Source organism: Oceanobacillus neutriphilus, assembly GCF_014645515.1.
Taxonomy (GTDB): domain Bacteria; phylum Bacillota; class Bacilli; order Bacillales; family Amphibacillaceae; genus Oceanobacillus; species Oceanobacillus neutriphilus.
Genome location: NZ_BMLW01000003.1, coordinates 1 through 13162 on the forward strand (window position 1 = coordinate 1; position 13162 = coordinate 13162).

Here is a 13162-nt window from a genome sequence, read left to right on the forward strand (position 1 = left end):
ATTAAACAAAGAAGAGGAGGCACAAATGATGGAGCAAATGGAAAATCTGCCGGAGGAGGAAAAAGACATGGTGATGCAGCTGCCGAATTCTTATTTTGAGAGAGGAAAAGAGGAAGGGGTAAAAAAAGGAAAACAAGAAGGAAAACAAGAAATAGCTTTAGAATTGATAGCAAGAGGAATGCCAATCGACCAAATAGCAGAAATCACAAAATTAAAAATAGAAGATATTGAAAAACTTGCTTCCGAATAACGAAAAATAATGGAATGAAAACGGAGCTGTTGTACAATCAGGTATTGATCGTGCAACAGTCCCGTTAGCTTTTTGTATTTGGATTCGTTTGTTATTTGTTGTGAAAATAATTGATTATAAAATTATTTTTCAAAAAACCTATCTTTCTAAGTAGAATGCCAGCTTTTTCGCAACCCAATGGCTTAGAAGAAACACCGGAATAAATGGTATAATCACGAACAATGAGTAAACACCTGTAGTTAAATTCAAGACTCCTTGAGGATAAAACTGCATATAAACAATAATATTATAGGGAATAATGAGTAATAATGTTGTCCATAAGCCCGGGACATAACATTTCAGCAATATGGATTGAAGTGGATGAGTAAAGATATTTAAAGCAAAAACAATGTTTAAACCAATAAATAAAAAATATTGGTCTGTAATAACGGTAACTAATACGATGGCCGCTGCCACTATAGAAAGAAGACACACCACAATAGAAAATTGAACGGCTGTCGTGTTTTTTGTTTTCTCTAATTCTTTAACGGCAAAAGACGGAATATGTTCGCGTATTTCTGGATACTTTTTATTAAACCAGCTTTCTATCATAATGATTTCTTCAAAGTTATGAAGCATGAAAATAATTAAAAAAGACCAAATCAATATATTTATATCCATTTAAATTCCCCCGTAATGAATCCGCTTTTTAGTGTATATTATCTACTGTTTTCATCTTAACTTCATACATATAATGTCCTGTTTTCCTTCACCAGTAAATGTATTATCATGTCTTTTGCCTTTTTGGAAAAAGCGTATAACTGAAGCTTATGAAAAAATCGATGACCATAATCAGAGACCAGAGCAGCATTATCTGCATTAATGCCTCCGTTTGATGAGAATTGTTAATATAGAAAATAATACTTATTAAGATTCCTCCACCAATTATCAGGGAGAGCAAATGACGGTACCATGCTTTACGTTCTTTTATAGCGCGCTCTTTTCCATATTTAATTTTCACAGGTTTATTGCCACCTCCAAACCGATAATTAAAATGGCCGTCTGCCCATTGAATCATCCCATGGCCAAAGGCTATACTTACCCCAATGTAAACTGCAGCTATTCCGTGCATCGCAGTAGCAACAGCTCCATTTTTTAAGTCAAATATAGTTACAATAAGCAATATAAGGTCCACAAAGGGTGTACAGATTAGCAAAAAAGTTCCCAATTTCTTCTTTTTCAATATATATCTGGACCCTAATCCTGCTAAAACAAAGACCCAAAACCCAATCTCACAAGCTATAATCAGCCAACCGATCATATAAAACACATCCTCGTCATTTAATTTAGTACAAATGTATTAAATTAAATGGTAGCATAATTGTTTATTTAATACAAGTGTGCTAAAATAAAAATATGCCAAAAAAAGTAGATCATCAAAAACGTAAAATTCAAATTGCAGAAACAACATGGAAAGTCATTGTGGAAGAAGGGCTTGAGCAAGCAACAGTGAGAAAAATTGCGCAGGCTTCCGATCTCTCGGTTGGTGCTGTAAGACATTATTTTGCATCACAGTCGGAGTTGCTGCATTTTTCCATGGAGCTTGTATCAGAACGAGTAATTCAAAGAGCTAAAGAAAGGAAGTATTCAAAAGAACAGGATCCGTTGGAATTTGTGACAGAGGGGATATGTGAAGTACTGCCTATCGATGAAGAGCGAAAAATAGAAATGGAGGTATGGCTGGCTTTCTCCGCAAAGGTTCTGGTTGATAAAACGCTTCAGAAACTGAGCAATAAAGTATATCAAGACATGCACCAAGGATTGAAAAATGTTGTTCAGGCATTACAATTACTAGAAATTGCCAAGGAGGGGCTTGACCTGGAATTGGAGGTTAACCGGCTTCATGCAATTGTCGACGGGATGGCGATGCATCACTTATTAAATCCGGATCATCTTACACATGAAGAAATGATTGCAACTTTAAATTATCATCTTAAGTCTCTTTTACAGTAATGTGGAGCTGCTAAATTTCTTGAGAAGGAGATTACATTTTTTGAGTGAAGTTTAATTTAGTATCTACAGACTTAGCAGAGTGATTTAGAAGAGCAAGGGTATAATGTTACTATGAGCTCATTAGATATCCCTGTTGTTTGGGAGGCAGTTGCTAATGGGCAGGCTGATGCGATGACAAGTGCCTGGTTACCAATAACCCATCAGGCACAATACGAAGAAAAATATTTTCTTTGGCCATAGGTAAATCAAGCTTGAATAATCTTTGCCAAGCAGTATCCCCAAAAGAATCTGAGGTTTCTACTAATTCAGTAGAAATGGAACGGATTCCTAGATTCGTCATCCGGACAGTAGGGGGTAAAGAGAAAATCACAGAAGCAAATACTCCTGGCACCATCCCAATACCGAAGAAAGCAACTGCTGGAATTAAATAAACAAAACCAGGCATCGTTTGCATGAAATCTAAAATTGGTTTAACAATATTTTGGATCGTTTCACTTTTTGACATTAATATTCCTAGTGGCACACCGATAACGATGGCGACCAAACTTGAAATAATTACCAACGTTACTGTGTTCATCAAATCTGCCCACATACCTTGATTATAGATAAATAGTAAACCTATCAAAGTAAAAAACGCGAAGCCCAATTTTCGGTTAAAAACGAAAAAAGCAGCAACGGTCAATAGTACCATCATTAATAATGGAGGAACAGCTGATAAGGTGTTTGTTGTGAAGTTCATAACAGCTTCGCCAACTGTCTGCAGGATCGAAAATAACCCTGACCAGTGCTCAGTCAGCCAATTGACCCCGCTATCAATCCAATTAGGAAGTGGTATCTCTTGTTGTAGAAAGTCAAGCATCTATGTTCACTCCCTCTTTTTCCGCGGTCCCTTCAGTTTTATCTGTCATCGCACCAATCACACTGCCACGGACCACAACACCAATGAGCCGATCATTTTCATTCATTACAGCCAGTGGAGTAGGGGAATTATAAATCAAATCAAAGATATCAGTTACTAAGGCATCCTTGCTGATTTTTTGTACATTTTTGTCTAATACTTCTGTAATCTTTTTTTCATTTTTTCGAGCATCTAAGGCGCTTTCTGCAGTTAAGCTCCCCTTTAAATCACGTTTGCGGTCGACAGCTAACAACATACTTACTTCTTCTTTTCGCATACGTTGTAAGGCAACATTCGGCCCCTCCGTTTCTACATTAATCGTTAAAGCAGGCTCCATAATATTTTCCGCTGTTAAAACTTTGGAACGATCAACATCTTCAGTAAATTCGCGTACAAAGTCATTGGCTGGATTTGTTAAGATTTCTTCACCGGTACCGATTTGCATAATCTTTCCATCACGCATTAACGCAATCCGGTTACCAATACGCAAAGCTTCATTTAAATCATGAGTAATAAAAATAATGATTTTTTGTACTTTTTCTTGTAATTCTAATAAGTCATCTTGCATATCACGACGTATTAAAGGATCCAATGCAGAAAATGCCTCGTCCATCAATAGAATTTCTGAATCATTAGCCAAAGCCCGGGCTAAACCGACACGCTGCTGCATTCCACCGGAAAGCTGTTCGGGATATTGATCCTTATAGGAAAGTAAGCCGGAATTATCTAAAGCTTGTTCCGCTTTTTGTTGACGCTCTTTTTTTCCGACACCACGAATTTCTAAACCATATTCCGCGTTTTCCAAAACGGTGCGTTTCGGGAAAAGTCCAAAGTTTTGAAAAACCATATTAACTTTCGTACGACGTACTTGACGTAATTCATCTTTAGACATCTTAGATACATCATCCTCATTAATGTAAACACTTCCTGAAGTGGGTTCAATTAATCGATTGATTAAACGTACCAAAGTAGATTTTCCACTGCCAGATAGACCCATAATGACAAATATTTCTCCATCTTCTACGTCAAAACTCACATTATGAACACCGACAGTAGCACCAGTCTGTTCTAGAATTTCCTGTTTTGATTTTCCTTCTTTGACCATTTCAAGTGCTTGTTGCGTTCTTTTACCAAACACTTTGGTCAAATTTCGCACTCGAACTCTGCTCAAAATAAAGTCACTCCATTTCATTTTTTATAAGTTTTACGTTAAACACTGTAGCATAACAAATATAAAAAACAACCCCGCCAACAAACTCCAGGAACCTAAAAAATAAAATTTAACGTTGTTTTTATTTAAAATTTTATGGAGCAGAAAACTAATACGGAGCACTGCTATTACCATCAACATCATACAAAAATGTTTCCAATAATATATAGCTGGCAGTTTATATTGATAGATTTCTGTATCGGGATTATAATTTTGCAAATGCTATATTTTTACTATACCCTATTATGCTAGAAATACTCGTTACGAAAATAAAACCGAATACGACAACCAGGAAATACATAACGAGCTCTAAAAAGAATGGATTTTTACTTCTCACAAATTTCTTCGACCAATTCCTTTAGATACTGTGCTTGAATCACGTCATCCTCCAAAATGAAAATACTCATATAATCACTCACTTCAAATCAATCTGTAAATAGCATGGCATTATTACGATTACATTCTTTTGATGAATGATAAATTTTTAAATTTGTAATCTGGTCTGCTGGAACAAGCAGATTGTGATGAATATCATTTTGCGTCATAAGCATAAATAATAGTTTTGAGAGTAAAGGAGATAGAGGAGTAAAACAAAACAATAAAACCAATATACACTGTTAAAACTGCTATACTAAAGATCATATTGATAATCCAAAGACACTATTTATACAAATATAGCAAAAACGAGAAAGCATGGTATTAATCCAACAATAATTAATGTAATCCAACTAACAATTACATAAAATACTGAAAAAGAGGTGCTGCAAATGGTTCATCAATATATAGAAACTATTAAACTAAAATACCCTGATCTTACTATACAAAATTACTACCCAAATGAAATTGGCCAAAATAATGATGTCTTGATTATCAATAACTCTCTGGTATTCCGATTTCCAAAATATAAACAAGGAATCAGCCAATTAAAAAAAGAAACTGAACTGCTAGAATACATAAAAAATATAATTACGATTTCAATTCCAAATCCAGCATACCGGTCCTTTGAAAGCGTAATACCGGGAGAAGTATTTACAGGGTATAAATTAATTACAGGCGTTCCATTATGGAAAGATAGCTTGCAAAATATAAAGAGCAATGAATTATTGAAAGGACTGGCGTTGCAGTTGGTAACTTTTCTGGTGGAGCTTCACTCTATTCCTAAAGAAAAAGCAAAGAATGATCTAAACCTGAACGATAATCATCCTATTGGGGAAATGTCCAATCTATTTAATAGAATACAAAATAAGCTGTTTCCTCTTATGAGAAAAGAAGCACAGAAGGAAGTAATCCAATCTTTTAAAACCTTCTTGAATGGAGAGGCAGCTTTAAATTCAAAAACAACACTGATACATGGAGATTTCGGTGCTTCTAATATCTTATGGAATCCAAAGCCAGAAAGCATCTCGGGGATAATAGATTTTGGCGGTTCAGGTCTAGGAGATCCCGCGTATGATTTTGCCGGAATACTTTCCAGCTATGGGGGTGCGTTTTTTAATATGTGTATCGAATTGTATCCAAATGGAAATGAAATTTCGGAACGGGTGAAATTTTATCAAAGTACATTCGCATTACAGGAAGCCTTGCACGGACTTGAAAATAATGACCAGCAGGCATTTGAAAATGGCATAAAAGCTTACAGATAAAATAAAAGGTATAGGCACCATTCAATAGAACTATTTAAAGAAAGGAGAGGACTGCCGCATTATAAAACTGATGCGAAAACCCTCTCCATTATCCATTTATAAATTACGAATACTTCTTCAAAATGATCGTAGCATTATGTCCGCCAAAACCAAATGAATTAGACAGACCGATATTTATTTGCTGTTTTCTCATTCCCTCGGAAACATAATCCAGATCACAATCTGGATCAAGATTATTTAAGTTAATTGTCGGTGGTATGATACCATGCTTTATACTTTCGATTAGAGCGATTGCCTCTACACTTCCGGAAGCGCCTAGCATATGACCAAGCATTGATTTATTAGCAGTAATTGGTATGTTGTAAGCTTTCTCACCAATTGCTTTTTTGATAGCAATCGTTTCGGAAATATCTCCAATTTTTGTACTGGTTGCATGGGCACTAATCATATTTATATCATCTGGTGTCACATTTCCATTTTCTAAAGCTTTTTTCATGGATAGATAAGCTCCTTTTCCTTCAGGGTCTGTAGCTACCCTGTCGTATGCGTCTGAACTGGAGCTATACCCAATAACCTCACAAAGAATGGGCGCCGATCTATCTATAGCACTCTCTAATGATTCAAGAACTAATATACCTGCACCTTCACTGATAACAAAACCATCTCTTTCCACATCAAATGGCCTGCTTGCAGAAGCTGGATCCAGATTTTTAGTTAAGGCCTGGGCATTTCTAAAGCTTGATAAAGATAAACTATTAATGGCTGCTTCTGTTCCGCCGGCGAAGATGATATCTGCATCTCCGTGTTTTATCGTGTTAAAAGCTTCTCCGATGGAAGTGTTTCCAATCGAGCATGCTGTAACTGGTGCAATCGATGGGCCTAAGGCGCCCAGCCTGATACTGATTTGTGCGGCAGCGGCATTAGGTATCATAGTCGGAACTAAGCTTGGACTGACTCTGCTTGATCCTTTTTTATTCAGTATGTTCACATTTTCAATCAGCGTATTTATACCGCCAATGCCAGATCCTACAAAAACGCCCAGCCGTTCTTTATTTATTTTATCCAAATTCAGCTCTGAGCTTTCTAACGCCTGTTCTGCCGCCGCCAAAGCAAATTGGGTGAAGCGGTCCATTTTTCTGGCCTGTTTTTTACCAAATATCTCAACTGGGTCAAAATCATGTACAACACCTGCAACGGTTTTTCCATAATCCTCATCGACATCTAATAAAGAAATACCTGATTTTCCTTGCTTTAAATTATTCCAAAATGAATGAACGTTATTACCCAGAGGTGAAATAATACCGGATCCGGTAATGACTACTCTGTTCATAAGAAATTCCTCCCTGCTATAATCTAAATCTTATTTTACTGCAACTTTATCCCATTACAAGTTGGCATTTATCATAGTATAATGAATACTATGTAAGAGGAGGAAGTGCTAATGGAAAAAGAAACAAGGCTTTTAGAGCTTTCCAATTTTCTAAAGAGTAAAAGAGCAAAGCTTCACCCGCAGATGGTTGGTCTGCCGGAAGGAGCCCGGAGAAGAACTCCGGGACTAAGGCGGGAGGAGGTAGCTCAAATAGCGGGAGTAAGTACTACATGGTATACGTGGCTTGAGCAGGGAAGAGATATAAAAGTATCTGGTTCTGTATTGGATGCTGTCGCGGGCGCCCTAAGGTTAAATAAAGATGAAAAGCAATATTTGTATGCTCTTGCATCCGGTGAAAGAGCAGTGGAAAGTTCATCCAATATGAATGAAGCAGAGGAATCTTTAATGACCCCTTCTTTAAATAGAATTTTGCAGGAGCTGCGGCATTGTCCTACCATTATTTCAGATAAATACTGCCGGATTGTCGGCTGGAATAAAGCAGCAGCAATGGTTTTTATCGATTTTGAGAGGATACCTGAAGAGGATCGGAATATTATCTTTTTGTTATTTTCCAGAAAAGAATTTAAAAGTCTGGCAGTAAACTGGGAACATTTTGTAAAAGGATACCTGTCAATTTTTAGATCCTATTATGGTCAATATGTTGCTGATGAATGGTATAAACAATTTATCGAGAAAATGGAACAGCAATTTCCCGAATTTAAAAAGTTATGGGATGAAGAGGAGGTCAGTTCAGCACCGGATGTTTTGATTGAATTCCGTCATGCGAAGGCTGGGAAAATGTTGTTTAATTTGACCTCTCTGCAAGTTCAGGGTACTTCGGATTTACGGTGCAGTGTATATACTCCGGTAATGGATACAGATACGGAATTAAAGTTAAGGAGTTTATTGAGTAAATCTGATGAATAGATAATTTATCTGTTTTTTGTATGGGGAAATGTACAAATAAAATGCGTCAGAGCTTTTCGGATTTATGAAAGGTTAATATAACAACTCCTCTGTTTTGAATTTAGTTTTATAGATTTTCAGCTGCCTGGTCAAATACAGGTGTGTTAAAGGTAGAGAATTAGTCAAAGCAGACAATAGATGTAGATTATTATACTATTTTTCAGAAGTTTTTTTAGAAGGAAGGAGGTTTATAATTATGACAAAAAAGAAAGCTATATTAGTTGGTCTGGCAGGTTTTCTTACTTATTTTGTGGTTACAACCATATATTATCTTATTTTTTAAATGCGGATATATTTTAGGAGTTGAAAATTTAGATGATCAAGTTTTTTGCTTTATTGCATTAGGGATAGTGATAAATCAAAAGATTTGAAACGATTATAAAAAAGCCTTTTCCTGGTGTATGAAGTAAGTGGAAGAGGGTTAAAAGAGAATGGTGATACTTTTTATTTTAAAAAGAGTTTATACAAATAGATGGTAGTAATTATGATTCCCCAGAATTACTAAAATACATTGAAAACAGGAAGGTTTATCCAGGTAACAATTTGGCAAAAAGTTATAATTTTATACTTTTAAAAGACACAGAGAAAAATATTAACTTCATATCAGTTATAGGCTGGAATAGACCCAAATGAGAGAATTATCCTTTAATACTGAAATAGGGGAGTATATATTTCACTGCAGGATTGAATCTGTCTTGCCTGGATGATAATGCTCCTCAATAAGGAATATAAGTGTTCATAACTAGTGTAACCACAACGCCGAATTGCTTTGAATAGTAAACTAGATCAATTCTTTGGTTGTAATACCAAGTGTTTCATACAATCCTTTTTCTCCTGTATCGGTAACTTTCACTGCCCGTCCAGGCAATCTTTCAATCCAGCCTAAATCAAATAATCGAATTAAAATACCATTTCCTAAAGCACCTGCCAGATGATAGTGTCTTTCGCTCCAATCCAGACATTTTCGGGTAAGATGCCTCCGTTTTTGCCGTAAAGCATCCAGATCAATGTTAAAATCATAAAAGAATTGTTCGCCCTCTGCGGTTACTAGAAAATTATTTTCATCTTCATATAAATATCCTTTTTCAATCAAAGCCTTCGTTAATAAAACACCTAGTTTTCCGGCTAAATGATCATAACAGGTTCTGGCAATTTGAATGTTTTTGGCACGCGAAGAATCTTTCAAAGAATTAATTTTCGGCGGAGGGGCAATAACGGTCAGCATTTCTATTGCCTGTGCCACATCAACATGAGCAATACGATAATAACGATGACGTCCATGCTTTTCCACGTTAAGTAAGTTTCCTTCTACAAGTTTTGTCAGATGACCACTCGCTGTTTGCAACGAGATATTTGCTCTTTTTGCTAGTTCACTTGCTGGAAGACCGTCTAGATCAAGCAGTGCTTCTAACATAGCAGCTCTTGATGAATCAGCCATTAGTTTTGCAACATATGAAAAATCAGGTCTGCTTCCCATTATCTCCCCCCTAAAACATTCATAGTTCGATTATAACCGAAGTTTCTACGTGCTACAATAAATTACAATACGACAGGAGGGGTTTAGAAATGAATACAAACGATTTAATCATCATTAATTTTGAGGAAGTTAGACGCAGAAGTGAAAAGGTTTGGAGAGCAATACCGGAAGAAAAGCTGCAATGGAGACCTGATGAAAATGCGTTTAGCTGTGCTGAAATGATTAGGCATGTTGTAGAAGGAGAGTTTCTGTATCATCAAATCCTAGTGGGCAGGGGCAGTAAAGCATTAAACAATATATCTAACCCATTTGAGACAAGACCGTTTACAACAGTAGATGATGAATTGGCATTTGTACAGCTTTATCGGGATGAATTTATGAAGTACATAAAGACAATTCGAGCAATTGATTTAGAGAAAATTGAGATTGACCGTTCGGATGTCGGGTATGTAAGAAAATTAGGTGATATGCTGTTACGGATTGCATATCATGAATCTGTGCATACAGGACAATTATTAAATTATATGAGAACAATGGGGGTTGAACGCCCTAAGATATGGGATTAGATTTGTTTCTTAGCTGTGAATACAGGCTTGGATAGAAGCTATATCAAATAATTTAGTATATTAATGATTATTAATATACTAAATTATTTATTGAAGAAACAGGGGGCTTAATAATGATAACAGAATTAAAAAGTTCAGAATTATACAAATATAAAGCGTTATTACATGAGCAAGGTCAATTAGAAGCGAAGGCAGTTGTTAAGGGAGTAAATCCCGGCCGTATTTTTGTTGATAATGTCGATACTCCTGCTTCGGGGCTTATCTGGTTAGGTAATAACGATGGTTTTTTCTTTATTGGTAACGAGAATAACAAAGCATTTAATAGTGAATTAAATCATTTTATTGATACTGTAATCGTACCGGAAGCGAGAAAGATTGGAATGACTTGGTTTGAAGGGATTGGTGATCATAATAAATGGGATGAGACAATAAAAAGGGTGTTAGAAAATCGTCATTTAGGAAGCTGGAAGCAAAGAGTTTATACTTTGCAAAAAGACGATTATAAAGACAGCAGCTTCGAGCCTGCTATGGAAAAGGGATACCATATAGCCAAAATCTCAGAGAGGCTTTTTGAAAATAGTAATAAGGAAGTTGAAAATATTGATTTTTTACATTCCAGAATAGTAGAATCCTGGTCTTCAATCAACAGCTTTTTAAATAAGGGTATTAGTTATTGTGTGATATATAAAAATAAAATTGTAAGCATCTGCTTTTCAAATTTTGCAGTTGATAGTATGCACGCTATTGCAATCGAAACCGTAGAAGAACACCAGGGTAAAAAGTTAGCGCAAAAAGCAGCTCTAGCTTATGTGAAGGAGTGCTTGAAAAATAATCTTATTCTATATTGGGATTGTATGGATTCTAACAAGCCCTCAATTGCAGTTGCTGAGAATATCGGATTTAGAAATGCGTTTAATTATACAGGCTACGAATTTAAGATCGGGTAATGCTCAATTCAGTAATTGGCAAGTTGTTTTTTCTGAAAATTAGTACAGTCACAGATATACCTATGTTAAAATATAGTAAAAAAGGGGGTAATTATCATAGCTGAGAAAAGCGGGAAAGAGGTTTTATTAACAGAAAGCGAAAAGAATTTTAATGCATTATTTGAGTTGATTGAATCCATCCCTGCCAGAAAAAGAACGATTACCGTTGAAACTGGAGAGAGGGATAAAAATTTTCGTGATGTATTAATGCATCTTTATGAGTGGCACGCAATGCTTGAGAGGTGGTACAGAGAAGGGATGAATGGAGATATGCCTTTTATGCCGGCGCCGGGTTATATGTGGAGAACTATCAAACTCCTTAATATGCAGATATGGGAGAATTACCAGGATGTAACGATAAATCAAGCCATGAAAAAATTAAAGCTGAGTCATGAAAGAGTAATGAATCTTGTTCAATCACATTCGAATGAAGAAATCATGACGAAGAAATATTATAAGTGGACAAAAACAAGTAATTTATATGGTTATTTTGCTGCGAACGCTTATAAGCATTACATATGGGCGATAAAAAAGTGTGAGGTTATTGCCGAATCTATTAAAGAAGAAACCGTGAAGTAATCGTCATTATATGGTGAAGTAATATAAAGAAGCAAGGATTGAAGAAAATTTATTGTTAATTAGGAGAAACAGTATGGGAGATTTAAGTTTTACGAAGTTTTTTAAAGAGAAGGATGAATTGCTGGCTTTGATGACAAGCAATGATTGGGAGTTTCATTCTAACCCGTCCCCCACTAGTGAACAAATTATTAAAGGGTATCATGCTGGCTGGTATCATGAGGGTAGAGAAACTTTTTGGATAGAGGAAGCCGATGAAAAAATTGGTCTTATTATTATTCATGATATAAGTGACACTATTCCATCATTTGATATTCGATTGGATTCAGAAGCAAGAGGAAAAGGGTATGGAATAAAAGCAGTAAATTGGGTAATAGATTACATTTTTGGATTATCAGAAAAGAAAATTAGATTGGAAGCATATACCCGCAGTGATAATCTGGCTATGAGAAAAACGTTGAACAAATGCGGATTTGTGAAAGAAGGCTACTTGCGTCATGCATGGGAAAATGATGATGGCAGTATTTCAGATTCCGTTTGCTATGCAATGATTAGAAAAGATTGGAAGACTAAATCTTCAACACCAATTAAACTGGATGAATTTCCATTCTAGAGTAGTGGATGGGGCTAAGACAGGGGATTATAGTATTTTTAAATCTGATAAAAGAAGGGGATTTAATGGATTATGTAAAAGAATTAAGAAAATTAGTCGGTACCAGACCATTAATTTTACCTGGCTCTGTTGTAATTATGCTTAATAATGATAACCAAATTCTGCTGCAGCATAGACATGATGGAGGTTGGGGATTGCCGGGAGGGTTAATGGAGCTGGGAGAAAGTCTGGAGGACGCAGCAAGAAGAGAAGTGAAAGAGGAAACGGATCTTACGGTAGGGACTCTGAAGCTGCTTAATGTATTTTCCGGACCGGACTATTACTTTAAAGTTTCCAACGGTGACGAACTGTATTCTGTGACTGCTGTTTATTTGACCAACGAAATACAAGGGGAAATGAAGATAGATAAAGATGAATCTATCGATTTGAAATATTTCCATACAGATGATTTTCCGGATACTTTAACGTTGGAGGCAAAGAATTATTTGGGGCCATACCTTAGTGGGACTTTAAAATAATAACTTCATTTCCAAATGCTTATCAGTAAATCTCATTTACATCGCCCACTGTTGTGACATTATTGATATGAAAAAATATACAGAATAAACTTTCTGAA

14 protein-coding genes and 2 pseudogenes are annotated in these 13162 nt (G+C 35.9%); 10 read left to right on the forward strand and 6 right to left on the reverse strand.

All coding sequences use genetic code 11. The annotated features are described in order from the left end of the window. Nucleotides 1-250, forward strand: a pseudogene (locus tag IEX29_RS05520) (hypothetical protein); the annotation flags it as partial. A gap of 138 nt (nt 251-388) precedes the next feature. Here IEX29_RS05520 and IEX29_RS05525 read toward each other — a convergent pair. Both IEX29_RS05525 and IEX29_RS05530 read right to left on the reverse strand, forming a co-directional pair. Then, entirely contained in the window at nt 389-910 is a 522-nt protein-coding gene (locus IEX29_RS05525; protein ID WP_188733472.1) for an HXXEE domain-containing protein, read from the reverse strand. Nucleotides 911-1016: 106 nt separating this feature from the next. Next, complete coding sequence (locus IEX29_RS05530; protein ID WP_188733473.1) at nt 1017-1550, reverse strand: 2TM domain-containing protein; 534 nt, start codon at nt 1548-1550, stop codon at nt 1017-1019. A gap of 95 nt (nt 1551-1645) precedes the next feature. On the opposite strand from IEX29_RS05530, the gene IEX29_RS05535 reads away from it, so the two are divergent. Further along, entirely contained in the window at nt 1646-2242 is a 597-nt protein-coding gene (locus IEX29_RS05535) for a TetR/AcrR family transcriptional regulator (protein WP_188733474.1), read from the forward strand. Between the two features lie 111 nt (nt 2243-2353). After that, a pseudogene (locus tag IEX29_RS26600) lies at nt 2354-2398 on the forward strand (hypothetical protein); the annotation flags it as partial. Here the strand turns inward: IEX29_RS26600 and IEX29_RS05540 are convergent. Continuing rightward, the gene (locus IEX29_RS05540) at nt 2394-3101 is read right to left on the reverse strand and encodes an ABC transporter permease (protein WP_188733475.1); all 708 of its coding nucleotides are present in this window, start codon (nt 3099-3101) and stop codon (nt 2394-2396) included. The pseudogene IEX29_RS26600 and the gene IEX29_RS05540 sit on opposite strands and share 5 nt — an antisense overlap. Continuing rightward, nucleotides 3094-4311, reverse strand: coding sequence for a quaternary amine ABC transporter ATP-binding protein (locus IEX29_RS05545; protein ID WP_188733476.1), 1218 nt, complete (start codon nt 4309-4311; stop codon nt 3094-3096). The genes IEX29_RS05540 and IEX29_RS05545 overlap by 8 nt, the downstream gene beginning before the upstream one ends. A gap of 806 nt (nt 4312-5117) precedes the next feature. Here IEX29_RS05545 and IEX29_RS05550 point away from each other — a divergent pair. Continuing rightward, a complete protein-coding gene (locus IEX29_RS05550) occupies nt 5118-5993 on the forward strand; it encodes a phosphotransferase family protein (protein WP_188733477.1) in 876 nt (291 codons plus the stop codon). A 103-nt stretch (nt 5994-6096) separates the two neighbouring features. Here the strand turns inward: IEX29_RS05550 and fabF are convergent, their stop codons facing one another. After that, a complete protein-coding gene (gene fabF / locus IEX29_RS05555; protein WP_188733478.1) occupies nt 6097-7323 on the reverse strand; it encodes a beta-ketoacyl-ACP synthase II in 1227 nt (408 codons plus the stop codon). A 111-nt stretch (nt 7324-7434) separates the two neighbouring features. On the opposite strand from fabF, the gene IEX29_RS05560 reads away from it, so the two are divergent. Then, a complete protein-coding gene (locus tag IEX29_RS05560) occupies nt 7435-8289 on the forward strand; it encodes a helix-turn-helix transcriptional regulator (RefSeq protein WP_188733479.1) in 855 nt (284 codons plus the stop codon). Between the two features lie 820 nt (nt 8290-9109). On the opposite strand, the gene IEX29_RS05565 is transcribed toward IEX29_RS05560, so the two are convergent. Beyond that, nucleotides 9110-9805, reverse strand: a complete 696-nt coding sequence (locus IEX29_RS05565; protein ID WP_188733480.1) for an ArsR/SmtB family transcription factor — start codon at nt 9803-9805, stop codon at nt 9110-9112. Nucleotides 9806-9894: 89 nt separating this feature from the next. Here IEX29_RS05565 and IEX29_RS05570 point away from each other — a divergent pair, with 89 nt between their 5' ends. The 5 genes from IEX29_RS05570 to IEX29_RS05590 all read left to right on the forward strand — a co-directional run bounded on the left by IEX29_RS05570 (nt 9895) and on the right by IEX29_RS05590 (nt 13064). Further along, nucleotides 9895-10371 (forward strand): DinB family protein, encoded by a 477-nt coding sequence (locus IEX29_RS05570; protein WP_188733481.1) that lies wholly within the window; start codon nt 9895-9897, stop codon nt 10369-10371. A 113-nt stretch (nt 10372-10484) separates the two neighbouring features. Next, nucleotides 10485-11318, forward strand: a complete 834-nt coding sequence (locus IEX29_RS05575) for a GNAT family N-acetyltransferase (protein WP_188733482.1) — start codon at nt 10485-10487, stop codon at nt 11316-11318. 96 nt (nt 11319-11414) lie between these two features. After that, the gene (locus tag IEX29_RS05580; RefSeq protein ID WP_188733807.1) at nt 11415-11936 is read left to right on the forward strand and encodes a ClbS/DfsB family four-helix bundle protein; all 522 of its coding nucleotides are present in this window, start codon (nt 11415-11417) and stop codon (nt 11934-11936) included. A gap of 73 nt (nt 11937-12009) precedes the next feature. Beyond that, nucleotides 12010-12546: a GNAT family N-acetyltransferase gene (locus IEX29_RS05585; protein WP_188733483.1), complete on the forward strand. Its 537-nt coding sequence runs from the start codon at nt 12010-12012 to the stop codon at nt 12544-12546. A 65-nt stretch (nt 12547-12611) separates the two neighbouring features. Further along, complete coding sequence (locus IEX29_RS05590; RefSeq protein ID WP_188733484.1) at nt 12612-13064, forward strand: NUDIX hydrolase; 453 nt, start codon at nt 12612-12614, stop codon at nt 13062-13064. Nucleotides 13065-13162: the final 98 nt, after the last annotated feature.

What these genes read in the sequence shown, in the direction of transcription:
- IEX29_RS05525 (WP_188733472.1), bottom strand. Translation starts at nt 910, where the DNA reads ATGGATATAAATATATTGATTTGGTCTTTTTTAATTATTTTCATGCTT.
- IEX29_RS05560 (WP_188733479.1), top strand. Translation starts at nt 7,435, where the DNA reads ATGGAAAAAGAAACAAGGCTTTTAGAGCTTTCCAATTTTCTAAAGAGT.
- IEX29_RS05570 (WP_188733481.1), top strand. Translation starts at nt 9,895, where the DNA reads ATGAATACAAACGATTTAATCATCATTAATTTTGAGGAAGTTAGACGC.
- IEX29_RS05530 (WP_188733473.1), bottom strand. Translation starts at nt 1,550, where the DNA reads ATGATCGGTTGGCTGATTATAGCTTGTGAGATTGGGTTTTGGGTCTTT.
- IEX29_RS05550 (WP_188733477.1), top strand. Translation starts at nt 5,118, where the DNA reads ATGGTTCATCAATATATAGAAACTATTAAACTAAAATACCCTGATCTT.
- IEX29_RS05575 (WP_188733482.1), top strand. Translation starts at nt 10,485, where the DNA reads ATGATAACAGAATTAAAAAGTTCAGAATTATACAAATATAAAGCGTTA.
- IEX29_RS05585 (WP_188733483.1), top strand. Translation starts at nt 12,010, where the DNA reads ATGGGAGATTTAAGTTTTACGAAGTTTTTTAAAGAGAAGGATGAATTG.
- IEX29_RS05590 (WP_188733484.1), top strand. Translation starts at nt 12,612, where the DNA reads ATGGATTATGTAAAAGAATTAAGAAAATTAGTCGGTACCAGACCATTA.
- IEX29_RS05565 (WP_188733480.1), bottom strand. Translation starts at nt 9,805, where the DNA reads ATGGGAAGCAGACCTGATTTTTCATATGTTGCAAAACTAATGGCTGAT.
- IEX29_RS05535 (WP_188733474.1), top strand. Translation starts at nt 1,646, where the DNA reads ATGCCAAAAAAAGTAGATCATCAAAAACGTAAAATTCAAATTGCAGAA.
- IEX29_RS05540 (WP_188733475.1), bottom strand. Translation starts at nt 3,101, where the DNA reads ATGCTTGACTTTCTACAACAAGAGATACCACTTCCTAATTGGATTGAT.
- fabF (WP_188733478.1), bottom strand. Translation starts at nt 7,323, where the DNA reads ATGAACAGAGTAGTCATTACCGGATCCGGTATTATTTCACCTCTGGGT.